Here is a 23,870-nt window from a genome sequence, read left to right on the forward strand (position 1 = left end):
TTAATTAAACTGTTCTGGATCCTCGAGGAATTCGGTGTTTAGTGAAAGCTCTCAAAATAAAAACCTCATTTAGATTTATTACGGAGAACCGTATCATAAAGGTGCTGATGCATTTCCTACTGTTTTGGTAACAATCAGTGGTGTTATTACATTTACTAAGAACGGTGACTTTTGGTTGAATCCTGTTAGCGGAGTGGTTGCAACCATATTATTCCTCGGAATTGGACTGTTACTTAGGTCAATAAGAATAAAAAAAGAGCATTTGGACGTTTAAAAGGCGGGGAGGGGCCGTTAGTAAGAGGTTACAAACCGCCAGTTAAATAATTGCGGGGAACCTTTCCACAAATAGCCCTATAACAAGGTTATTTGATTTAAGATCGCCAATTCAGTTTAGTTTGTATATGGAGAATGATAAGTAGTTCATAATGATTCCTCCGTTTTGACTGTTGTTGTAGTAACTACATTTTACACGAGGTCGTTATAGTCTTCTTTTTTTATCTTAGGTGTTGCACCTTTATGTAAAGTAAGTTTAATAGACTGATAACACAAAGCGAAAACTTCTAACGTAATTTGTCTCGACAACAATTACGATGTATGAGTTTTCGCTTTTTTTTCTGTTCAAAAATAGTAAATATTTAATATTTCATATGTTATCAACTATTTTTAGTAAAATTTAACTGTTATTTCACAGTTCTTTTCATCTTATTTCACATCTGTTTTGTATTATGAATAATTGACAGACATTTAATTGAAAGGAGATTATTGTAAAAAATGAAAAAACTATTTGTATTAGGAATTATGTTGTTAAGTATTATCTCTGTAAGTTTTATTGCCAATAAGCACAAAATGGATGCTGAGGCAGCTATATCTAGTTTAAAAAAAGATGTACCTAAAAATTCAAAATGCGCATTGTGTAATATGTTTGTATATCAAAAGAAAGATAAAATGGGTGCTTTCTCATCACAGGCAATTAAAAAGAATGGTAAGGTTGTTTATTACGATGATATTGGTTGTCTTTTATACGATGAAGTAAAAAATAAAACAAAAAATAAAAAGTATGTTCGTGATTATAAAACTCTAAAATGGATCAAAGCGGAGAATGCGACATACGTCAAGACAAACTTGCATTCTCCTATGGAATGGGGCTATATCTCCTTTGCTAGCAAATCGGAAGCAAAGAAATATATTGCTAAACACAAAAAATGTAAAATTGTTAAGCTTAGTACAATTAAAAAAAGAGCAATCGACAGATATAAAGGTCAATTTAGTAGTGATGTGAAAAAAAAAAGATTTCAACAAAGCCAAGTGAACCTACGATTTTATCAAGTTTAGAGAAAGATGTGCCGAAGAATATGGATTGTGCATTCTGCAATATGGTTGTTTATCAACAAAACGTTCCTTTAGGTGTTTTTTCAGCACAAGCTATCAAAAAAAATGGAAAAGTTGTCTATTACGATGATATTAGTTGCTTGCTTTACGATGAAGTGAAGAATTGCGAAACGAATAAAAAGTACGTTCGTGATTACAAAACATTGAATTGGGTTCAAGCTAAAAAGGCAACTTATGTTAAAACATTTCTAACTTCACCAATGGACGATGGTTATATATATTTTGCTAAAGTAGTAGAAGGAAAGAATTATACTGCCAAACATTCAGGTACAAAAATTGTCCCATTTCAGACCGTTCAAAAAGAGAGTATTCAGAAATATCAATAAGTATATTTAAAAACACAAGTAAAAAGGAGAATATAGAGAATGAGAAAATATTTAGGATTCGGATTGCTGTTATGTGTAATTTTAATAGCGACTTTAAGTGGTAATCATAATTCGAGTGTATTTGCAGCAGCTACAGATGCAAATACAGATGTGCAAGCTATAAAGAATGGAAAAGTAGTTTACTATAAGGGTGTAAATTCATTGTTATATGATGAATTAAATGAAGGGGTTACATTCACAAAAAAGGTTAAGGACTATAATACAAAAAAATGGGTTGAGTTAGATTCAGTAACGATTGTTAAAATAAATGCTTCAAAAAATATTTATTTCTCTAAAGTAGCAGCTGCAGAGAAATATATTAAAACTTATAAAAAGAAAAACAACGTAACATTAAAAAAGGTTAAATTAAAAACAATTAAAGCTAATGCCAAAGTAAAATATAAAAAAGAAGCACCAAGTATTGTATTAAAAGCGAGTACAACAAAGCCAACGAATAAAGATGTCACAGTGAATGTAGCTGTTACAGATAATAAGAAAGTGTCCCTTAAAAAATGGGCAATCGGTGTAGAGCCAGCAAATAAATTTTCAACTGCAGGTACAGAATTGACAGATAATTCATTTACAGTAAGTGAAAATGGGACATATACAGTGTATGCTTTAGATAATAATGGTAATAAAAGAACGAAATCAATAAAAATCTCAAATATCGATAAAACAAATCCAACTATTTCATTAAGCCCAAGTACAACGAATGCTACAAATGAAAATGTAACAGTAACTGCTTCGATTATTGATAATGTGAAAGTAGTATCAAAAAAATGGGCAAGTGGTGATCAAACAGCTACGTATTTCACAAAGAATGGTACAAAATTTACGAGCAATACATTCAATATTAAAACAAATGGAACATATACAGTATTCGCCAAAGACAGTGCAGGAAATACGCTCGTTCATACAATCACAATCTCAAATATCAATAAAACGGCACCAACAATCACACTTTCAATACCTGAAAGTGATGTAACAGCCGTAAGTAAAAAAATACAAGTTTCAACTACTGATGATAATGGGATTCAAGATCAAAAATGGGCATATGGAAATAAGGGTGTAGAATATTTCGTTGATAAAGGTTCAAGAATAGCACCATTACAAAATGCGAATCAAAAAGATAAAATTATCACACTAAAAAATGGTGTTTATACAGTGTACGCTGAGGACAAATTGGGGAATAAAGCAGTAAAAACAATTACTGTAGATAAAATTTCTGGATTTTCAGAAATAACGCAAACGGGTGTACATTGTGAAGTATGTCGTATGGATCTTTATAACACTGACCCAAATAAAGTGTATACTGCCAAAGCGATTGACCAAGAAGGATATACACATTATTTTTGTAGAATTGGATGTATGTATCATCAACAACATGCAAATGGTATAGCATTTACTAATAAATATGTTCGTGATTATGGTGCAACAGCCCCACGCTTAAATAATTGGATTGCAGTTGAAAATGCAGTAACTGTAAAATATAGAGCTGATGAAACAGCTAAAGGAATCATGGGTTGGAAACTTTTCCATTTCACAGATTTATCAAGTGCAGCAAACTATCTAGGTGTGAGCAAAGAAAATGTAGTAGCTGAAAAATTAGAAAATATCAGTGAATATGCGAAAACGAATAATAAGGGAATGGATTATCAATACGAGGTTGATAAAGCCGCACAGTAATTTTAAATAATAAAAATTTAAATATTACCTTTCGGATTTATAGAAAAGCGAAAACTCATGTATCGTAATTGTCGTTGAGACAAATCACGTTAGGAGTTTTCGCTTTGTCATTAGTTGAAACAATTTGTTTTATCCCGCATTAACGGGCAGTAAGACCCCCACCTCAAGATTGAAAGAAATGAAGAAGATAGGTGGGGGATAACAGCCCGTAAAAGCCCGATTGGTTCGGGCCAACAAGATGTTGGTCACTCAGGTGTTGCCACAGGACGTGGCGTTTTTAACCTGAGTTCCTATATTTCAGTGGGAAAGAAAACCCCACTGATGGAAGTTTCACTTTATAATTACTACCTTTTTAGGATTTATTTCTTATTCATTTACAAAATTGGAGGTATTCCATTGGTTAAGAATTGGGTGTCCATCATTATTATTATGGGATTAATAACGATGGTTGCAATGAATGTTCTGGGTAACGAGAAAAAGCCGATAGATTGGAAAGAAACAGTGAAAACAGCCGAAACAGCTAAAACAGCTAAAAAAACTGAAACAGCATCTACTAATGAAAAAGAGGATACGACATCTCAAGTAGAGTATGTAGCACCAGATTTTGAGTTGAAAACGTTAGAAGGTGAAACTGTACGTTTATCGGATTATATAGGTAAAAAGGTGATTATAAATTTTTGGGCAACATGGTGTCCACCTTGTAATGAAGAAGTACCACATATGCAAAAGGTTTATGAAGAGTATAAAAATCAAGGTGTTGAAATTTTAGCTGTTAACGTAACCAATAAGGATAAGGGAAAAGAAGCGATTGCTCAATTTGTGAAAGAACATGGACTAACTTTTGAAGTTTTGTTAGATGAAGAAGGGTTTGTAGGTAGTACATATCAAGTTCTTACGCTGCCAACGACTTATATAATTGATACAGAAGGGAACATGGTTGACATCATTGAAGGTCCAATGAATGAGGCAGTGATGAAAAAATTAATTAACAAGGCCGAATAATAAAAACTAAACAATTCCGAAGAAAAGAGAAAACTCATGCATCGTAATTGTTGTTGAGACAAAATTACGTCAGAAAATTTATTATCAAAAGAGGAACCGAATCGTATTATCACCTGTTTCTCAATAATTTCGAAATTAGTTGCTCTATATCCCTAATGAGGTATAACCAAAGTATTCGTGGAATGATAAACAGATATTTAAAACACTCCTAAATGTCGCTTTAGGAGTGTTTTCACTGTACTATAAATCTTTAATGATAGAAATAGAAATCATGTCTAATACCAGGGATACTTTATTCTCATTAATTATACCATGGTAAAATTGATACAATACGAAGCATGCCGTGCACTTTTTGCCTCCCTCATATGCTTATTTCTTTAGTTGTTGATCTAAGTGATGACTAAAGAAAGTTAGAAGACTTGCACAGACTGCAACTATCCCGCCGACCCATGTGACATTCATTAAATTCCCTTGATGATATACTAATCCGCCTAATGCAGAACCAAAGGCGATACCTACGTTGCTTGCCACTGGCATAAGCGAAGCAGCAAGTCCTGTTGCTTTTGGCTGATAAATTCCGGCAAGGTCTATTAAATAAAGCTGAGTAGATGTTGTTAAGAGGATGCCCATTAACGACATTAAGCCAATGTTTACAAGTCCTAAAATATGATGATTTGTAGTCCAAAATAAACTTGTCAGAACAACTGCCTGCACGAGAAAAACAAACCTAAGGCGACCGATTGCATTATGGCTGGCAATTTTACCGGCGAGGATGTTGCTGAAAATCGAGATAAATCCGTAGCCAAACAAGATTAAACTAATTGAATGATTTGGCACTTCCATTCCCTTTAAGATAGGAACAAGGTACGTAAAGACTACATAAGTTGCGCCAAATCCGAGAGCAGGAATGAAAAAAGCCATTAAAATTCTTGGCTTGGTCAATAAAGAAAACTGATCTCGTATCGAACTGCGTATTAGGCTGAGTTTATTAGGCAAGACAAAAAAGGATGCCAAAAACGCCAATCCTCCTAGGAAAGTAGTTAACACGAAAGTGGCATTCCAACCGTACAATTCGGCGATGACAGTACCAATTGGCACTCCAACGACATTTGCAAGTGTGAAACCTCCGAAAACGAATGATATAGCAAGTCCGCGTTTTTCAATCGGCATGGTTTCACTTGCAACAATCATAGCTAGGGAGATTAATACTCCTGTTACTATTGCCGTCAACATCCGAAGTACAAGGAGCATGATATAGCTCGTCGAAATTACGCACAAAGCATTCAAGATGATAAATAATCCTATCAAAAATAACATCCATTTACGTTTAGGGAAATGACTTGTTGCTGACATCACTAGTGGAGTGGCGATTGCGAATGTAATCGCAAACGCAGAAATGAGTGTGCCTGCTTTTGCATTTGTTATATGAAGGCTCGAGGAAATATCGGTTAAGATTCCGACAATAACAAATTCGCTTGTCCCGAGAACAAATGTCAATAAAGTAAGTGTTAGAATGAGCAACCAATGTCGCTTGGATAATTTTGTGGGGTGCATAAATACCTCTTTTCTTAGATGAATGTGAATGAAATGTGCCTCATGGGTAGATACACAGCCTAAACATCATACCATAAAATATTTTTGCGAGGAAAACTCTTTCTTATTAAATAACTGATTATCAGGCCAATAAGAAAGCAGAGTTAGCAGAAAACTATTAAGGAGGTATATTACTGTTGATAATGCTGATGATAGCAGTAGGTATAAAAAAATAAGAATGCAAAAACCGCATTAGCAAAATACGGAGAATCGTATCATAAATAACGGTAAACTTAATTAAGAATTATAAACAAAAAGCTACGGCTTATGAGAGAATATCCTGCTCAAAGCCGTAGCTGCTATATTAGTTTTCAGTACTTAATTGTGTAGCAGTCTTCTTTTCACGTGGCTTAACAAGCCCAAATGGTTTACCGATTGGTAGAAATTCGAAACCAAAATGTTTGTTTAACACGTTAGCACCTGCTCCGTATAGAGAAAGAAGACCAATTGCTAGCTCAGAGTATGCTGCTAGTAGATGCATTCCATATTCCATAATACCAAGAGTGCTTAATCCTAAACCGATAAATAGTAGGTCTATTAAGAAGAAGACTCCAAATAATACTTTGTTTGTTTCCAATGCGCCAATTGTCATGAAAACCGAAAGGCCTAGATAGCCTAAATAAACAATGCCTAATTGATGAACATCCGCACTGTTCTTCAGTGCTTCACCAAAGGTACCCAATTGGATAAACCAAGTTGTCGCTACTCCCATCCAAAAGAGACCATACGCTCCAAATGCTGTCATGCCAAAAACATTGTTATGTTTTGAATCTAAAATTGATGCATAAAATTGTGCAATGCCCCCTAAAAAGATGGCCCACGGAATTACTAGACCTAATCCTTCTGTCCAACCAAGCTTTACTGATGAAGCAACTAGTGTAACGATTGCTAAACCAAATAAACCAATACCAGATGGATCTGCTGTTACAATTTTGATGTTGTTTGATTGTGTCATCTCTAACGTCCCCTAACTCTTGCTGTGTATTTTCTCGAACGTGTTGAGTTTAAACTATCTCACGCATATTAACCATAGATTAGGCGGATTCAAAGCGAACAAGGTTATTAACTAGAGAAAATTTGATGTTTTTAACAAGATTCGTTAAAAAGTAAAACTTGTGGAAAAATTAAATTTAAACGTAAAAGGGCATATTTGTGTGCTAATGTAGAAAAATATTATTAGCTGTACTAGTACAAATAGTTGCAGGAGTCACTTTGCAATCTAAAGGTTGGATTATTAGAGAAGATATCCATATTGTTATAATTAAGAGCGCTAAGGATCATAATTAGAATGTAGCTGTTTAGACAAAGGCACGGTGATTGTAGTTTGGGATACTCGAAGTTAAGGCAAATGCAGGTGATGATTAAATCTCACCTAGCAATATTAGGGTGAACCATGCTACAAGTAACGGCAAAAATTAGTTTGAAGATAAGTTAGGAATGTCGAAAGACCATATGGAATAGAGTCGATTATGAGGTCCTGGGACTAAAAAGTTCTAGAGTCTTTTGTATTCGTGATGTTATCGGAGTATCCAACTATTTAATAAACGGATATATAGTGGGGGGAAGGTGGGGGAATGCCTTGGTTTTTTCATGCTTTTAGGGCCTTATGGACTGATTTCTCGCTTTTTACCATCTTTTAATGTATATTAGAGTGTATATTTTAATCTATAAATAAATGTGTTACACTATGTAAAGGTTATAATTGATACAGAAAAGGTGGGTAACTAGGTTGCGCCTTGGCTTGCTGTGACGCCTAGGCAAGAGCGCCTACATCCTTTCTGCAAATATTAGCATGTAAGGAAGGTAAAAATGAGTAACGAACAAACTAAATCAGATGTTATCTTAATTGGTGCCGGAATCATGAGTGCGACTTTAGGGACACTCCTGAAAGAATTAGTACCGGAATGGAACATTAAAGTATTTGAGAAACTTGATAAACCAGGTGAAGAAAGCTCTAACGAATGGAATAATGCAGGAACAGGGCACTCAGCATTATGTGAGCTTAACTACACACCTGAAAAAAATGGCGTTGTTGAAACAGCTAAAGCAGTAAACGTTAACGAACAATTCCAAGTTTCAAGACAATTTTGGGCTTATCTTGTAAACAACAAAAGAATCACTAATCCAGAAGACTTTATCATGCCACTTCCTCACATGAGTTTAGTACAAGGGACAGAAAATGTAGAGTTCTTGAAAAGACGTTTTGAAGCGCTTTCAAAAAATCATCTATTCGAAGGTATGGAATTCTCTGATGATCCAAAAACACTGAAAGAATGGATTCCATTAATTATGGATGGACGTACATCAAACGAAGCGATTGCAGCAACAAAAATCGATTCTGGTACGGATGTTAACTTCGGTTCTTTAACTCGTATGTTATTTGATAACTTAAAAAATCAAAATATCGAAATTAATTATAAACACCAAGTGAAAGATATGAAACGTAATAGCGATGGTTCATGGAATGTAAAAGTAATCAACGCAAACGGTCAAGTCGAAAGCCATAGTGCGAAATTTGTATTTATCGGTGCTGGTGGTGGAAGTTTACCAATTCTTCAAAAAACAGGTATTCCTGAAAGTAAACATGTTGGTGGTTTCCCAATAAGCGGTTTATTCCTAGTATGTAAAAACCCTAAAATTGTAGAACAACACCACGCAAAAGTATATGGTAAGGCTGCGGTTGGTGCACCACCAATGTCTGTACCACACCTTGATACACGCTATATTGATAACGAAAAATCATTATTATTTGGACCATTTGCAGGTTTCTCACCTAAGTTCTTAAAAACTGGTTCAAATATGGACTTAATTGGTTCTGTAAAACCAAACAATGTCTTCACTATGTTAGCGGCAGGTGCCAAAAACATGGATTTAACAAAATACTTAGTTCAACAACTTATGTTGTCGAAAGACAAACGCATTGAAGAGTTACGTGAATTCGTTCCAAACGCTAAGAGCGAAGATTGGGATATTGTCGTAGCTGGTCAACGTGTACAAGTTATTAAAGATACTGAAGCTGGCGGAAAAGGTACACTTCAGTTCGGTACAGAAGTTATTACTGGTGCTGAGGGTTCAGTTGCTGCATTGCTAGGTGCATCTCCTGGTGCTTCTACTGCTGTTCCAGTTATGCTTAATATAATTAATAAATGCTTCCCAGAACGTATGAAAGAATGGGAACCAAAAATCAAAGAAATGATTCCTTCTTATGGGTTAAAACTTGTGGAAAACCCAGAACTATTCAAAGAACTTCATGCTTCAACAGCGAAGGCGCTTCGTCTAAGCGAAGACTAGCATATAAATTATCAATAAAAACAAAACGAAGAACCTTTGATCTATTTTTGGATTAAAGGTTCTTTTTTTATTTGAAGTTATAGAGAGAGGTTACGGTGAACCGTATCATAAATCTAGGCGCAGGATCTAATTGATCCTGCGTCTTTTTTGTACCAGATTGTATAATTCTACGGACTGTTCTTGAGTGAATATATGATAATATTCATTAAATGAATTTCATATTAATGAAATTTTTTCATAATATATTGCATATTACTCTTATATATATTATATTATTCACAAAAATGAAATTTGAGGTGAAGTGATGAATATAGGAATGGAAATAAAGAAATTGAGGACTGAAAAAGGAATTACTTTGAAAGAGTTAAGTGAAAAAAGTGAACTATCTGTTGGATTTCTGTCTCAATTAGAAAGAGGGCTTACGACCATAGCAGTCGATTCACTTGAAAAATTAGCTGATATTTTGGAAGTACATTTAACACATTTTTTTGATTACCCTCATAAAAGGAAAGATATGGTTTTAAGAAGTTATGAACAAGAAATGATGGATTCAGTAGAAGGGGGCTTTATTAAGTATAGTTTAAGTACAGATTTGGAAAATAAACAACTTGTTCCAAGGCTAATAGAAATTCTTCCTCAAAAGAAAGATGAAGAAATATTATCCTATAAGCATGAGGGAGAAGAGTTCATTTATGTTCTAGAGGGTATATTAACAGTTTACATAAATGATAAGAGGCATGAAGTATATCCTGGTGACAGTGTTCATATGGACTCAAATATTGCCCACAATTGGGCTAATTATACGAACAAAAAGGTCAAGCTTATTGCTATTAATACACCTAATTATATCTACAACAGTAGGTTTCATAATACAGATGCTGATTAGTAAGACATTATATAAAGTTAATAGAAAGTGATAATAACAATGGATAAATTTGTATTATATCTAATCGGTTCTTTTTTTGTAATTGGAGCTATTGATTATATTACCGGAAATCATTTGAAACTGGGTGAGAAATTTGAGGAAGGCATAAAGACCATGGGGGCTTTAGGACTTGGCATGATAGGAATACTATCTTTAGCCCCTATATTTACAAATTTTTTATCGGCAGTGATCATTCCAATCTGTAGAGTTTTTCATCTAGATCCTTCTATCGTTCCTGCAGCATTTTTAGCTTTAGATATGGGGGGCTATCAAATGGCTAATGAGCTAGCCTTGACAAAGGAAATGGGGGAATTCTCAGGAATTATCATCGCATCTACATTAGGAGCCACAATCAGTTTTTCAATACCCGTAGCGTTAGGGATGCTTTCTAAAGAGGATGAAAAATACTTTTCTAAAGGTGTGTTGGTTGGAATTATTACTATACCAATAGGATGTCTTGCAGCAGGCTTATGGCAAAAAATAAATATCAATATATTAGTATGGAATCTAGTACCTATATTTGTTTTTGCCATTATTTTAGGGGCAGGATTATTAAAAGCTCCTCATGTTTTTATAAAAGCTTTTAATGTATTTGGAAAGCTTATCATAAGCTTGAGTACTGTTGGATTACTTTTACAAGGAATAGATGTGATATTTGGTGTAAGGCTTGTCTCAGGATTAGCACCACTATCTGAATCTACTGTTATAGTAGGCAAGATTGCATTTGTTTTAGCTGGGGCATATCCTATGCTAGCACTTATTAATCGAATTTTTAAAAATAGTTTTGAAAAAATAGGGGAGAAATTTGGAATTAATTCAGTGTCAGTAGCAGGCATTCTAGGGAATTTGGCTAGTAATCTGTTGGTATTTGGAACATATAAGGAAATGAATCCTAAAGGGAAAGTGGTATGTACTGCCTTTGGAGTAAGTGGAGCATTTGTATTTGGTGGTCAATTAGGATTTGTGTCAGGAGTAGCCCCAGAAATGTTAGGCGCATTTATAATATCAAAGCTTACAGCCGGAATAATTAGTCTAGTTCTAGCTGCATGGCTGTATGATCGTGAAAATAAAGAATTTAGTCTTAAGGAAGATGGAGGTATTATTAATGAATATCAGAGATAGAGTCGAAAAGTTAAGACAGCTAATGAAAGAAAATCAAATGGATGCTTATATAATTCCGAGTTATGATGCACATCTGAGTGAATATGTAGCAGAACATTGGAAATGTAGACAATGGATATCAGGATTTACAGGGTCAGCAGGTACTGTAGTTATTACATTAGATGATGCTGGGTTATGGACAGATGGTAGATACTATATTCAAGCTGAAAAGCAGCTTGAGAGCTCAGGAATCAGATTATTTAGAATGATGGATCCAGGGGTACCATCTTATACAGAATGGCTAGCAAATGTTCTTAAAGAAGGAAGCATTGTGGGCTTTGATGGAAATGTTTTTTCAATTAATATGGTTAAAAAGAAGGAAAAAGATCTAAAAGCAAAGAGAATCGTATTAAAAATGAATCAAGATTTAATTGGTGATCTTTGGGAGGGGAGACCGGAGATTCCTAAAGGACCAATTTTTACTCATGACGTAAAATATGCAGGCAAATCACGAGTAGAAAAGTTAAATGAAGTAAGAAAAGAAATGAAAAATAAGGGAGCAAATTATTATATTTTAACCTCCCTTGATGACATTGCATGGCTTTTGAATATAAGAGGAGCCGATGTGCCTAACAATCCAGTTGTAATAGCTAATGTAATCGTAGCAGAACATAAATGTTATGTATTTATTGATTCTTGCAAGGTTCCCCCTTTGGTAAAATTAGAACTGGAGGCTGAAGGAATCGAGTTAAAAGCGAATCATGAAATACAAAATTTCCTGGGGAATCTTTCAAGCAGCGATGCCATTATTTTTGATACGAATAAAACAAATATTAGATTATATAATGCCATTAACAGTAATACTAAGAAAATTGAAAATCCTGACATCACGACTAATTTAAAAGCTGTTAAAAATGAAGTTGAGATAAAAAATTTAAAATCGTGTGAAATAAAAGATGGTTTAGCTATGGTGAAATTTATAAAATGGCTAAAAGACTTTGTAGATAAAGAAGAAATCACTGAGATTAATGCAGAAGAAAGATTAGAATATTTCAGAAGGGGGCAGGAAGGATATGTTGGACCTAGCTTTGATACGATAGCAGGTTATAAAGAACATGCTGCGATGATGCATTATAAAGCCCATAAAGAAACGCAATATACTCTTAAGAATGAAGGTCTTTTTTTAATTGATTCAGGCGGTCAGTATTATGATGGAACAACAGATATTACAAGAACGATTGTTTTAGGAAAACTTACCGATCAACAAAAAAGAGATTTCACTTTGGTGTTAAAAGGATTTATTGCTTTAAGCTCAGTAAAATATTTATATGGAGCAACAGGCTCTAACTTAGATGTTTTAGCGAGACAACCAATTTGGCAGTATGGTTTGGACTATAAATGTGGGACTGGACATGGGGTAGGTTTTTTCTTGAATGTTCATGAAGGACCACAAAGTATAAGGAATGATAATAATAATGTTATATTAGAAAAAGGCATGATTATTACGAATGAACCGGGAATATACCTTGAAGGTAAATATGGAATTAGAATTGAAAATATATTGTTAGTAGTTGAAGACGAGAAAACAGAATTTGGTCAATTTATGAAGTTTGATACAATTACGTATTGCCCAATTGATTTAGCCGGTATCAATAAAGATATGTTAACAGAGAGTGAAAAGCAGTGGTTAAACAATTATCATCAAGAGGTATACACAAAGCTAGCTCCTTATTTAAATGAAGAAGAGAGAGTATGGCTAAGAGAAGAAACTAGGGAAGTATAAATAGGTATTGCCGATAGAAAAAATTTATATAGATGTGCCACGAAGAAGTCTATTACTGAAGAAAAGAAATACGTCGATAGTTACTGGCATGAGAAAATATTTGTCTACTATATAAACTTCAGTTAGATATTTTAAGGTGAACCGTATCATAAGTAAGTGGGGTTTGGATATTTATAAACGAAACAGTCTGATTAAGTAATAAATCAGGCTGTTTTTTTATGGGAAATTAATATTCGATAGTAAAGGAATAAACCTAGTGTTTTACTGCTTGCAAGTAGAATAAATTATGAAACCAAAGGATTCTGATATACTTTATCCATCAAACTATTAGTGATACGATAAATAACAACATAAACTCTGAGGTGAGCGAAATTTCATGTTCATAGACAAACTAAAGCAACAATTAAATCAAAATCAGCCACTATTTATAGGAGAGGAAACAGCTTTTCGTTCAGCCGTTTTGATCCCTTTAGTTCAAGTGCATGGCGAATGGCATGTCCTTTTCGAAGTACGTTCATACACGATGAGAAAACAGCCAGGTGATATTAGTTTTCCTGGTGGTCGAATCGACTCAACAGATCCATCACCATTTTCTGCAGCTTTACGAGAAACAAATGAAGAATTAGGAGTCGATCCAACCACTGTTAATATTATAGGACAATTAAGTCCTTACATTGCCTCTCCTTCATTTGTCGTATTCCCATTTGTAGCAACCATTGATTATGATCAAATTATTCATTCTTACAACAAAGAAGAAGTTGAAGAGGTATTTACGGTACCAATCAAATGGCTATTGGATTACAAGCCGTATATGCATTTAGTATCCTTTGAACCAGTGCCTTCACCAGATTTTCCTTTTGAAAAAATTGTGAACGGCTCTCAGTATCAATGGAGAACCCGTACAATGGAAGAATGGTTTTTTGATTATGAAAAGTATACAATTTGGGGATTAACTGCTAGGATATTAAAACATTTTATAGAGATTATAAAATAAATGATGCTTTAAATTTTGAATGAAATACTTATTAGTAAATTTAATAAGCCTCATTCATTCTCAATTCTAATATTTAACAGGATACCAACGGACTCAAGGCTTGAAAAGTTTTTCAGGCCTTTTTTGTTTTCTATTATTAAAGTAAGGTGTAAGCGCTATCATATTAAAAGGCGGTCCTATCCGAAAGCTAGCCCTTTAAGGAACGCCTTTTTTATAATCTACCTTGAAGTACTGGCTAAATACATTGACATGTGGAATTTATCATCCTTCACATGATAATCAAAAAAAGGTCCTGGATCTGTACAGTAACCGATATTTTCACTTTGTGTTATTTGAAATCCGTTAACTGATAAATTCTCGTCTATGTATTTTGGATATAAAGTGTATTGATGAGAATTCGGATATAAGGAAGAAATGTTTATCAAAGATTTGGACCAGTTGTCATAATAAGAGTATCCGCCAACAATGATTGAATCGCTTTTGAAATAGTTTTTTAGAACATTTATAGGAAACTGTGGGTTGAGTAATGAAAAATCATTTGTTGAGTAACTGTCCACAAAAACATCGATGCTAAAAGGTTTCAATGGCAGGTTTAAATCCGTATTCAAAATATAAAGGACATTTAGCTTAGGATTTTTACCCTCAATTCTTTTTCTAACCTTTTTGAGCATCGCAAGTGAGTAGCCGCTGAATACGTAGGATGCGCTCAAATCAAGAGTATCGATATATTTGGGAAGTGTCACAAAAGCATCAATGTTTGTTTCCACAATTAATTTGTTTTTCAAATCTATACTTTGCAGAACTTTTTGAAACCAAAAGTTACTTTTTTCAAATAAATTAATCATACTGTGATTCATCTCTTTAATCGTTTCTATATCGTAAAAATAAGAAGGATATGGAGATGTCTCATATAAGTTAGTGGTGATGATAATCCCTTCTTCAATAGCTGCCTCGTACCCACAAGTACAAGTTAACCCACCTTTTTGAATGTAATTATTTTTTATCGTCACATCTTTCATTTCAAGCAGGATTTGGCACTTTGGACAATAGAGAAGATTTACGAAGGAAAGCGGGACTCCAGTAAAATTTCCCTCTTTGGATGTAAGAGAGCTGGTTTGAACCGCTTTTTCAATTAATTGGATTGACTTTGATATTTCATCTTTTTTCTTGATTAGCTGGTTCTTTTTTTCAATGAGCAAGTTGTTGTAGTAGTTGATATCTTCATGGTCCGAGAAATTTGTAACACGTTGATACGATAGAATTTCTTGTACTTCTTGAAGTGAAAAATGAAATTTTTTTAATTTGGTGATAAAAGCCATGTCATCGTGGCACGATTGGTTCATTTGATATTGAGTGTTTTTTTTGTCCGGAAGCAATAATCCCAGTTCGATGTAATAACGAACAGTATCGGTTGTAACATGAAAAAGCTTTGCAAATGTACCGATTTTCATAGATGTTCCCCCTATGGAAAAAGTGGAGTTACTCCACTTTTTTATGAAAATAAATCTAAAAAGCGTAAAAAAAACTATTGACGTGGAGGTAGCACAAAATCATATTATAATGACAAGTAGTTTGAATAGTCAGAATAATTTTGACAGTATTGTAACATACATGTCACGAAAGGAGAAGGAATAAGTGATGAAAAAAATGGATCGAATGGATACACTTTCATTATGGAAAGCGACTGCAAACTGCTATACAAATGGAAAGCCCCTTGAAGGAAATGTAGAGGCCGATGTTGTCATTATTGGTGCAGGTTTCACAGGACTTTCTTCTGCGTATCATTTGCAAAAACTAGGGAGAAATGCCATTGTCCTTGAACAAGAAACGATTGGATATGGCGCGAGCGGTCGTAATGGCGGGATGGTATTGCCAGGCTATAAGCCAACGATGCAGGAGCTTGCCAAAAAGTATGGACCTGAAGAAGCGAGACAGCTTAATGATCTTTCTTTACGTAGTGTTCAACTGGTTAAAAACATCATTGAAGAGCATCAAATTAATTGTGACTTTAGAAGGACAGGTCATATTGTAACCGCTTACAAACCTAAGCATTTTGAAGAATTGAAAAAAGAAAGCGAATACTTAAACAAACATTTCGGGTACGAATCAAGCGTGCTTGACAAAAATCAGCTACATAAAGAGATTGATTCTCCGCTTTATCATGGCTGCTTAGTAGACAATTCGAGTTACTCATTCCATCCGCTGAACTATGCAATTGGTTTGGGAGAAGCTGCTAGATCGGTCGGTGCACAAATCTTTGAGCATTCGAAAGCGTTATCTATTGAGTATGGTCAAAACAACGTGAAAGTTGTAACAGAAAAAGGGACTGTTACTGCGAGAGATATTATTGTGGCTACAGATGGCTATTCCGGAAAAATCATAAGTGAGTTAAACAAAGGGGTACTGCCAATTTCGGCGCGTATTATTGCTACTGAACAGCTTCCAGAATCAGTTGTAGATTCCGTCATTCCTAAAGATCGTATGGTGTTCGATACAAGCCATTTCCTTTACTATTTCCGACGTACACCAGATAATCGGATTGTTTTTGGTGGTGGTGATATACGTCCTAATTTAGGGGAAGAAGTGTATCAAAGTGTTTATGATGCCATGGTTAAAATAATGCCAAAACTGGCCGGAAGCAAAATAGATTATCGTTGGGGTGGATTTATCGGGGTTACAGTTGATACATTCCCGTTAATAGGTAAATCCAAAGAAGGCGCATATTTTGCAACAGGTTATTCGGGCCATGGTGCTTCCCTCTCGACTTTATTTGGTAAGTTATTGGCTCAATGGATTATTACGGGAGATGCGGGTGGATTCCGATTTGAAAAAGAACGTCTCAAATCATTCCCGCTCTATAATCAAAAAACACTTCTGGTAAATCTAGCGCATATTAGTTTCAAAATGCTCGACATGATAAGTTAAAGGAGAGATATTCATGAAAATTAACATGTACATTGATGGGGAATGGGTAGAAGCGTTATCTGGAGATAGAAAGAACATTATAAATCCTGCAAACGGAGAGGTAATTGCATCAACCGCTGATGGTTCAGTGGATGATGCAAAGAAGGCAATCAAGGCAGCTCGTAAAGCATTTGACAGCGGTATTTGGTCAAATTTATCGGCAGAAGAAAGAGCGGCTTACCTTTATAAGATAGCAGACCGACTTGAAGAAAAGGCAACTGAATTAGCCTTTTTGGAAACGTTAAATAATGGAAAGGTCATTCGAGCTACTACTACTGCGGATATTCCTGTAGCGATACAAACCTTCCGTTATTACGCTGATCAGGTTAAAGAAATAAAAAAGGAATCGTACATTCGTGCTGATTCTTCAGAAACTATGATTATTCATGAACCGATTGGTGTTTGTGGTTTGATTGTACCATGGAACTTCCCTCTTATGATGGCTGCTTGGCAAATTGCTCCGGCACTCGCAGCAGGGAATACGATTGTACTTAAGCCTTCTGAGTTAACACCTGTAAGCGCATTCAAATTATTTGAGATTATTGAAGAGGTTGGAATTCCCGCTGGAGTGGCGAACTTGGTTTTGGGACCAGGATCAAAAGTTGGGAACGAGCTTGCTGAGAGCCTTGATGTTGACAAGGTTTCCTTTACTGGAGGAACAAAAACGGGTCAAAGTATTATGCATGCAGCTACAAGCAATATGAAAAAAATAACGCTTGAATTGGGTGGTAAATCTCCACTTATTGTGTTTGACGATGTGGATTTTGAAGCAGCGGTAGAGAATGCGATGTTTGGTATTTTCCATAATGCCGGTCAAGTTTGTTCAGCTGCATCTCGTTTACTAGTACAAGAGACTATTTACGATAAGTTTGTGGAAAGGTTGGCTGAGCGCGCAAACAAAATTGTAGTGGGCAACGGGGAAAGCGAGAACAGTGAAATGGGAGCGCTTACAAATGAGTTTCATATGAATGAAGTCTTAAGTTATATTAAAAGTGGGATTGAAGAAGGCGCAAGATTAGTGTGCGGTGGTAAGCGCTTAACGGAAAATGGGCTGGAGCGAGGGTTTTTCGTTGCACCAACAATCTTTGCTGATGTAAATGAAGATATGCGAATTGTTAAGGAAGAGGTTTTTGGTCCAGTCCTTGTCGTACAGAAATTTAAAGATGAGGAAGATGCCATTCAGAAGGCGAATGACTCCATCTATGGATTAGCAGGTGCAGTATTTACTGAAGATATGGAGCGAGCAAAACGTGTTATAAGTAAATTACGAGCAGGAATTACTTGGATTAATAGTTATCACCTTGCCTATGTTGATAGCCCTTGGGGAGGGTATAAGCAAAGTGGAATCGGCAGATCATTAGGTTCTGTTGGACTGGAACATTTCATGGAAATGAAGCAAATCAATGTTCATCGTCATGTCAAACCTGTAGGTTGGTATGCAAATTAATTGTGCTACTTGCTGCGTAAATTATTAATAGGGGGATATGCCTATGGGAATAGAGAAAAAACATCCTTCATCTGAGAGAGAAAAGGAACGGTCAGAAGTATTAATGATGACGGCAAATGAATCAATGCTGGGAACCAAAAGTATTCCAATACTATATTTACGATTTGCTTTGGCAGGAATTATGGCTAACGTAATTCTAGGGGTTGTAGCTGTAATAGATGGCTATTTCGTTAGTGGCTTTCAAGTTTTAGAAATTGAAGGAATTGGAATAGGATTTACAGTTATGGTTATTACTCGTATGCTCGGTGTTCTTTTTGGAGTGGGTGCCGGAGCAGTCATTTCCCTTCGACTTGGACAGGGGAAGCTTGAAGAAGCTAGAGCAATAATGGGACAAACTTTATGGTTTACACTTTTCATCTCCGTATTGATAGCTGTACTGGGATTGATCTTTGAAAATCAAATGATGACATTGTTTGGGGCGAGTGAGGAAGTACTTCCATATGCCGTGAAATACAGCCGTCTTTTATGGATTTCCTTGCCATTAACTATATTGGCCGTTGTTTTAAGTATTTTAACCAATATTGATGAAAAACCTATTTTATCCATGAACAGTTGGCTTGTTGGTGCAGCTGTTGGGGGGATTACAGAATGGATTATGGTAACGAAGTTTGATATGGGGATGATGGGTTCCTCATGGGCCAATACAATCTCGCAATCAATTCCTGTTCTCTTGATCTTTTATTTCTGGTTTGGCAAAACAAAACTTAAGCCAAAAATCAAAGATATTATGATTAGCCTCAAGACAATCGGTGAAGTCGCTTGGACGGGATTTGCCTCTTTCTCAGGTCAGTTGATGATGTTTTTTGCCATCATTTTCTTCAACAATTTACTGCAAAGTTACGGTGGGGGCCTGCATGTTGCTGCTTTCACGATTCAAAACGGTTATATTACAAACCTGCTTGCCTTAGCAGCACTTGGCGGGATGACAGGACTTCAACCTATCATTAGTTATAATTACGGTGCTGGCAATTATGATCGTGTTAGAGATGCAATTAAGATGGGGCTCATTTTTACGTTATCCTTCTTTACAGTGATAACAGCTATACTCATCATTTTTGCAAGTCCAATTGTGTCATTTTTCTCGGGTGGCGATCCGGAATTACAGCAGCTCGGCATCTGGACGACAATCGTATTTAATTGCATGTTTACTTTAAATGCAGTTAGTTTACTTATCTCCGGCTATTACGAAGCACAGGAGAGAAACTGGAGAGCAACATTTATAAATGTAAGTAAAACGCTGTTGTTTACGTTCCCGTTTATGTTTATCTTTCCGAAATTCTGGGGTGTAGAAGGTATATGGTACGCAGGTCCTGTTTCAGAAATTCCTGGCGTTCTTATTGCTATTTATTTTATAAGAAAGGAATTCAAACAGTTAAAAGAGATAAATGTTAATGCAGTACGTTTATAGAACGTCTTTTTCCATAATTACCTATGAGAAAGGGAGATGATGATGATGTTTTTTGCGAAAAAAATTACAGCCGAAGAAGCACAACAACTAGACGTGAAAACGTGGGAACCTTGGGTAGGCGGACAGGATAAAGGAATGTGGCATCTAGAAGAACAAGAGGTTTTCTATGTAACAGATGGTGAAGTATTTATCACTGTAGATGGAGAAAAGCACCATATAACGAAGGACTGGCTGGTTTTCTTGGCTAAAGACCTTGTCTGTGAATGGGATTGTCCAGCCTATTTGAAAAAGAATTATAAATTAAACTATGAAATAAATATAGAAGAAGTTATCCGTTAAACATCACAGAAGAAGATTTTACGTTTATTGGTAATACAATAATAGAATGCCCGAAGGAACGTAGAAAAAGGTAATGAAAAAGTAAAAATAGATGAAATTTTATTATAAAAATCTTGTATTGCTATATTTGTTGAAGTGGAATTAGCGAAGACTCCTGCGGGAAAGCGAGCCAGAGAGACCCCGCAGCGTAGCGAGGAGGCTCGTCGGTTCGCCCGCGGAAAGCGAAGCTGATTCCACTTCATGTTACAGCAGATTTGTCTATAAAAGCTAGGGGTATAATCGTTTTTCAGTGCTCTCAACGTAGTGACGAGGAGAGACTAAATCCAAGTCCGTGGAAAGCCCCGTCTGTAGCGGAACATCCAAATCTGAATATGGAAAAGTTAAGTGTTGAAATGTTCGTATTTAAAAACCGAAAATAGATTTATAAAATTGACTCATTTTAATTAATTAATGAGGAGTGTGTTTATGGAAGCGGATATTGTATTTGTAAATGGAGAAGTTATCACAGTAGATCAAAAGAATACTGTAGTAGAGGCTGTAGCTGTTAAAGATAATCGCATCGTCTTTGTTGGTTTAAATCAGGAGGTTAAGAGTTTCATAGGAGAAAAAACGAATGTCATCGATCTGCAAGGAAAAACACTTCTCCCTGGATTCATAGATTCCCATATTCACCTTATGTTTTATGGGGTGGATCAGCTGGCGGTAAATTGTAAGGCTGAACATATAGATTCCATCGAGGCTCTATTAAAAGATTTGAAGAAGAAATCCTTAGAAACTCCTAAGGGTGAATGGATACGCGCTTGTGGCTTTAACGAAACCGCTGTAAAGGAAAAGCGATATCCAACAATCGCTGAACTGGATGCAATTTCAGTAGAACATCCTATTATTATATCGCGGACTTGTAACCATATAAGTGTGGTAAATAGTAAAGCACTTGAATTAGCGCAAATAAACGAGAATACACCGAATCCTGCTGGGGGGGTTATTGAAAAGGACCTGGAAGGAAGATTGACAGGGAAATTAATGGAAGCAGCAAATATGGCAATGACCGAGGTTGCAAGTTATACAGAAGATGAATTACGGAAGGGTATGAAAATTGCATCAGATCATTTTGTTGCAGCGGGAATAACAAGTGTACATGAGGCTGGTGGACAGGGTCCTGATAGTTATCGTTTACTACAACAGGCTGTAAAAAGTAGAGATATTCGTGTCAGAGTATACGCAATGATATGTCAGATAAATAACTCCCAAGAATTTGTTAATAAAATGGTCGAAGCTGGTGTGGTAACGGGTACAGGAGATGAAAGATTTAAAATAGGACCAGCAAAAATGTTTACAGATGGAAGTAGCACCGGACCTACAATTGCAACCCGTGAGCCATACTCAAGTGATCCTAACAATTATGGAATTCTTTATTATAGTGAGGAAGAAATTTATCGAGTTTTAGGTGAAGCACATAAAAAAGGCTACCAAATCACAGTACATGCACAAGGTGATAAAGCCATTGAAATGTATTTAAATTGTGTAGAAAAGGCGTTAGAGGAATCACCAAGAAAAAACCATCGACATCGGATTGAGCATGCTGGAATATCATCGCCGGATTTACAAGAGAGAATGAAAAAACTTGAGATAATTCCGATTCCAAATCCTCCATTTCCGTACGAATTCGGAGAGATATATGTAAATCACTATGGTGATCGCGTTCATCATATGTATGCAGCTCGTGATTTTATTGATTGTGGGATCATAGCAGCAGGTGGATCAGATGCTCCAGTTACTGACTTTAATTCTTTATTAGGAATTCATGTGGCTGTTAATAGAAAAAGCCAGTCAGGTATGGAGATTGGTTCCAGTCAATCCATAAGCGTTATGGAGGCTATCAAACTATACACCTGGAATGGTGCTTATGCGAGTTTTGAAGAAGAGATAAAAGGAAGCATAGAGATCGGGAAATTGGCTGATCTTGTTATTCTAAATGACAGCATTTTAAATACCATCCCAGATCAGATTAAAGATTTAAAAGTAGAAACAACTATGATTGATGGAGAAATTATCTATAATAAGAGGGAATTAGTGGGAATTTAATTTGTTAAAGGTGACTTCTATGAGAATAGCGTGAGGCCACTGAAAAAGTAAAAAAATCTTGTATTGTCATCTTAGTTGAAGTGGAATTAGCGTAGACTCCTGTGGGAAAACGAGCTAGACGAGACCCCGGAGCGCAGCGAGGAGGCTTGTCAGTTCGCCCACGGAAAGCGGAGCTAATTCCACTTCATTCAATAGCAGATATATACTAATCAGGAGTTTTTTTACCCTAGCGATATTTATCTGAACATCATAGTGTCAGTTAACCAGACAATATCAGAAATTCAATTTAAATGTTGAAATGAGAAAGAAGCAACGATGTATCCGTTGCTTCTTTTTCTTAACTTATTTTGAATTTTCAGTGATCCAATTTTCAATATAAGGATGAATTTCCTTGATTGCTTTGCGTCCAGTGACAACTGATATGTGACCCGTTTCAACGCTATGAAGTGTCTTATTTTGGCTTGATACTTTGTCATTTAGCGGTGCAACTTGATGTGGTAGAGCAATGTTGTCGCGCGTAGCAGAAATGTTGAGAAGATTTGCCTTAATATTGGCTAACTTCACTTTTTCTCCGCGAATTTCTAATTCATCATTTATGAGTTTATTGTCCTGATAGAAGTCTCGAATCCACTGTCTATAAGCCTCACCAGGGAAAGGAACGCCATCATTCAACCACTTTTGCATGAGTTTCCAGTTTAAAACAAAGTTCTCGTCTTCTACACGATCCACAATAGAAACATAAGGACCATACGTAGTTGAAATAGGGCTTAGTAATTTATTTCCAAAATCAATCATCTCAAATGGAATATTGCCTAGCGTATCCACCAATTTATCAAGCTGGAAGTATCGTTTATCCAACCAATTTGTAAAGAGCCCAGCATCCGTAAAGTCAATTGGACTAGTCAATAAAACGAGATTGCGGATGGGAAGCTGTGGATTCAGTGCAGTAAAAATAGCTGACATGGTTCCACCAATGCAATACCCAAGCAGCGTTAATTCTTTTGCTTCTGACTTCCTTAGCACTTTTTTGATAGCCCGTGGAATATAGTCTACGATATAATCATCTAGTTTCATATGATGATCTTCATTGCCTGGTACTCCCCAGTCTAAAAGATAGACATCATGTCCCTTATTCGTTAAATGTTCAATCAAGCTGTTGCCAGGATATAGATCTAAAATATAGGGCTTATTAATAAGTGCATAAATCATGAGAATAGGTACTTTATTCGTCTTTTTTACTGCTGGTTGATAGCGGTATAATTTTGCTTTGTTTTTTGTCCAAATGACTTCCTTTGGCGTTTGGCCTACTTGTGGCTCCGGTTCCATAACGAAAACTTCTGTTAGTCTTTTTACCTTTTTCAAGCTTTCATCAGTTGGAGACTTTAATTTTGAAGCAAGCATATGATACCTCCGATAATTTCAATTTGTATAGTATACT

Annotated in this window: 18 protein-coding genes and 1 pseudogene; 15 read left to right on the forward strand and 4 right to left on the reverse strand. The window is 35.7% G+C overall.

All coding sequences use genetic code 11. The annotated features are described in order from the left end of the window. Positions 1 to 94: 94 nt before the first annotated feature. The 5 genes and pseudogenes from ACIQ4I_RS13005 to ACIQ4I_RS13025 all read left to right on the forward strand — a co-directional run. A pseudogene (locus tag ACIQ4I_RS13005) lies at positions 95 to 274 on the forward strand (CPBP family intramembrane glutamate endopeptidase); the annotation flags it as partial. A 497-nt stretch (positions 275 to 771) separates the two neighbouring features. Further along, a complete protein-coding gene (locus ACIQ4I_RS13010; RefSeq protein WP_403096456.1) occupies positions 772 to 1,332 on the forward strand; it encodes a nitrous oxide reductase accessory protein NosL in 561 nt (186 codons plus the stop codon). Positions 1,333 to 1,340: 8 nt separating this feature from the next. Further along, complete coding sequence (locus tag ACIQ4I_RS13015) at positions 1,341 to 1,715, forward strand: nitrous oxide reductase accessory protein NosL (protein ID WP_403096457.1); 375 nt, start codon at positions 1,341 to 1,343, stop codon at positions 1,713 to 1,715. Positions 1,716 to 1,754: 39 nt separating this feature from the next. Next, positions 1,755 to 3,440: a nitrous oxide reductase accessory protein NosL gene (locus ACIQ4I_RS13020; protein ID WP_403096459.1), complete on the forward strand. Its 1,686-nt coding sequence runs from the start codon at positions 1,755 to 1,757 to the stop codon at positions 3,438 to 3,440. Between the two features lie 396 nt (positions 3,441 to 3,836). After that, positions 3,837 to 4,442, forward strand: coding sequence for a peroxiredoxin family protein (locus tag ACIQ4I_RS13025; RefSeq protein ID WP_403096461.1), 606 nt, complete (start codon positions 3,837 to 3,839; stop codon positions 4,440 to 4,442). Between the two features lie 369 nt (positions 4,443 to 4,811). On the opposite strand, the gene ACIQ4I_RS13030 is transcribed toward ACIQ4I_RS13025, so the two are convergent. Continuing rightward, entirely contained in the window at positions 4,812 to 5,996 is a 1,185-nt protein-coding gene (locus ACIQ4I_RS13030) for an MFS transporter (RefSeq protein ID WP_403096462.1), read from the reverse strand. A 343-nt stretch (positions 5,997 to 6,339) separates the two neighbouring features. Next, on the reverse strand, positions 6,340 to 6,990 hold the full coding sequence (locus tag ACIQ4I_RS13035) for an acetate uptake transporter (RefSeq protein ID WP_403096463.1): 651 nt from the start codon (positions 6,988 to 6,990) through the stop codon (positions 6,340 to 6,342). 854 nt (positions 6,991 to 7,844) lie between these two features. Between ACIQ4I_RS13035 and ACIQ4I_RS13040 the strand changes: the two genes are divergently transcribed. The 5 genes from ACIQ4I_RS13040 (at position 7,845) to ACIQ4I_RS13060 (ending at position 14,129) form a co-directional block, all read left to right on the forward strand. Beyond that, on the forward strand, positions 7,845 to 9,326 hold the full coding sequence (locus ACIQ4I_RS13040; RefSeq protein ID WP_403096465.1) for a malate:quinone oxidoreductase: 1,482 nt from the start codon (positions 7,845 to 7,847) through the stop codon (positions 9,324 to 9,326). Between the two features lie 304 nt (positions 9,327 to 9,630). Next, positions 9,631 to 10,212 carry a helix-turn-helix domain-containing protein gene (locus ACIQ4I_RS13045; protein ID WP_403096466.1) on the forward strand — a complete coding sequence of 194 codons (582 nt, stop codon included), beginning with the start codon at positions 9,631 to 9,633 and terminating at the stop codon, positions 10,210 to 10,212. 39 nt (positions 10,213 to 10,251) lie between these two features. Continuing rightward, positions 10,252 to 11,373: an ethanolamine utilization protein EutH gene (gene eutH, locus ACIQ4I_RS13050; protein ID WP_403096467.1), complete on the forward strand. Its 1,122-nt coding sequence runs from the start codon at positions 10,252 to 10,254 to the stop codon at positions 11,371 to 11,373. After that, positions 11,357 to 13,135, forward strand: a complete 1,779-nt coding sequence (locus tag ACIQ4I_RS13055) for an aminopeptidase P family protein (protein WP_403096469.1) — start codon at positions 11,357 to 11,359, stop codon at positions 13,133 to 13,135. Before eutH ends, ACIQ4I_RS13055 begins: the two co-directional genes overlap by 17 nt. Before the next feature lie 376 nt (positions 13,136 to 13,511). After that, the gene (locus ACIQ4I_RS13060; protein ID WP_403096470.1) at positions 13,512 to 14,129 is read left to right on the forward strand and encodes an NUDIX hydrolase; all 618 of its coding nucleotides are present in this window, start codon (positions 13,512 to 13,514) and stop codon (positions 14,127 to 14,129) included. 218 nt (positions 14,130 to 14,347) lie between these two features. Here the strand turns inward: ACIQ4I_RS13060 and ACIQ4I_RS13065 are convergent, their stop codons facing one another. After that, positions 14,348 to 15,580 (reverse strand): MerR family transcriptional regulator, encoded by a 1,233-nt coding sequence (locus tag ACIQ4I_RS13065; protein ID WP_403096471.1) that lies wholly within the window; start codon positions 15,578 to 15,580, stop codon positions 14,348 to 14,350. Between the two features lie 187 nt (positions 15,581 to 15,767). Between ACIQ4I_RS13065 and ACIQ4I_RS13070 the strand changes: the two genes are divergently transcribed. The 5 genes from ACIQ4I_RS13070 (at position 15,768) to ACIQ4I_RS13090 (ending at position 22,432) form a co-directional block, all read left to right on the forward strand. Further along, complete coding sequence (locus ACIQ4I_RS13070) at positions 15,768 to 17,054, forward strand: NAD(P)/FAD-dependent oxidoreductase (RefSeq protein WP_403096809.1); 1,287 nt, start codon at positions 15,768 to 15,770, stop codon at positions 17,052 to 17,054. Between the two features lie 13 nt (positions 17,055 to 17,067). Beyond that, entirely contained in the window at positions 17,068 to 18,540 is a 1,473-nt protein-coding gene (locus tag ACIQ4I_RS13075) for an aldehyde dehydrogenase family protein (RefSeq protein WP_403096472.1), read from the forward strand. A gap of 43 nt (positions 18,541 to 18,583) precedes the next feature. Continuing rightward, positions 18,584 to 20,008, forward strand: coding sequence for an MATE family efflux transporter (locus ACIQ4I_RS13080; RefSeq protein ID WP_403096473.1), 1,425 nt, complete (start codon positions 18,584 to 18,586; stop codon positions 20,006 to 20,008). A 45-nt stretch (positions 20,009 to 20,053) separates the two neighbouring features. Next, complete coding sequence (locus ACIQ4I_RS13085; protein WP_403096475.1) at positions 20,054 to 20,347, forward strand: cupin domain-containing protein; 294 nt, start codon at positions 20,054 to 20,056, stop codon at positions 20,345 to 20,347. Positions 20,348 to 20,812: 465 nt separating this feature from the next. After that, positions 20,813 to 22,432, forward strand: coding sequence for an amidohydrolase (locus ACIQ4I_RS13090; RefSeq protein ID WP_403096477.1), 1,620 nt, complete (start codon positions 20,813 to 20,815; stop codon positions 22,430 to 22,432). A gap of 342 nt (positions 22,433 to 22,774) precedes the next feature. On the opposite strand, the gene phaC is transcribed toward ACIQ4I_RS13090, so the two are convergent. Next, positions 22,775 to 23,833 carry a class III poly(R)-hydroxyalkanoic acid synthase subunit PhaC gene (phaC, locus tag ACIQ4I_RS13095; RefSeq protein ID WP_403096479.1) on the reverse strand — a complete coding sequence of 353 codons (1,059 nt, stop codon included), beginning with the start codon at positions 23,831 to 23,833 and terminating at the stop codon, positions 22,775 to 22,777. Positions 23,834 to 23,870 lie beyond the last annotated feature (37 nt).

This window comes from Rummeliibacillus sp. NPDC094406 (assembly GCF_044763875.1).
GTDB lineage: Bacteria > Bacillota > Bacilli > Bacillales_A > Planococcaceae > Rummeliibacillus.

Coding starts and splice junctions, on each gene's coding strand:
- ACIQ4I_RS13010 (WP_403096456.1), top strand. CDS start 772: ATGAAAAAACTATTTGTATTAGGAATTATGTTGTTAAGTATTATCTCT.
- ACIQ4I_RS13020 (WP_403096459.1), top strand. CDS start 1,755: ATGAGAAAATATTTAGGATTCGGATTGCTGTTATGTGTAATTTTAATA.
- ACIQ4I_RS13030 (WP_403096462.1), bottom strand. CDS start 5,996: ATGCACCCCACAAAATTATCCAAGCGACATTGGTTGCTCATTCTAACA.
- ACIQ4I_RS13035 (WP_403096463.1), bottom strand. CDS start 6,990: ATGACACAATCAAACAACATCAAAATTGTAACAGCAGATCCATCTGGT.
- ACIQ4I_RS13040 (WP_403096465.1), top strand. CDS start 7,845: ATGAGTAACGAACAAACTAAATCAGATGTTATCTTAATTGGTGCCGGA.
- ACIQ4I_RS13045 (WP_403096466.1), top strand. CDS start 9,631: ATGAATATAGGAATGGAAATAAAGAAATTGAGGACTGAAAAAGGAATT.
- eutH (WP_403096467.1), top strand. CDS start 10,252: ATGGATAAATTTGTATTATATCTAATCGGTTCTTTTTTTGTAATTGGA.
- ACIQ4I_RS13055 (WP_403096469.1), top strand. CDS start 11,357: ATGAATATCAGAGATAGAGTCGAAAAGTTAAGACAGCTAATGAAAGAA.
- ACIQ4I_RS13060 (WP_403096470.1), top strand. CDS start 13,512: ATGTTCATAGACAAACTAAAGCAACAATTAAATCAAAATCAGCCACTA.
- ACIQ4I_RS13065 (WP_403096471.1), bottom strand. CDS start 15,580: ATGAAAATCGGTACATTTGCAAAGCTTTTTCATGTTACAACCGATACT.
- ACIQ4I_RS13070 (WP_403096809.1), top strand. CDS start 15,768: ATGAAAAAAATGGATCGAATGGATACACTTTCATTATGGAAAGCGACT.
- ACIQ4I_RS13075 (WP_403096472.1), top strand. CDS start 17,068: ATGAAAATTAACATGTACATTGATGGGGAATGGGTAGAAGCGTTATCT.
- ACIQ4I_RS13080 (WP_403096473.1), top strand. CDS start 18,584: ATGGGAATAGAGAAAAAACATCCTTCATCTGAGAGAGAAAAGGAACGG.
- ACIQ4I_RS13085 (WP_403096475.1), top strand. CDS start 20,054: ATGTTTTTTGCGAAAAAAATTACAGCCGAAGAAGCACAACAACTAGAC.
- ACIQ4I_RS13090 (WP_403096477.1), top strand. CDS start 20,813: ATGGAAGCGGATATTGTATTTGTAAATGGAGAAGTTATCACAGTAGAT.
- phaC (WP_403096479.1), bottom strand. CDS start 23,833: ATGCTTGCTTCAAAATTAAAGTCTCCAACTGATGAAAGCTTGAAAAAG.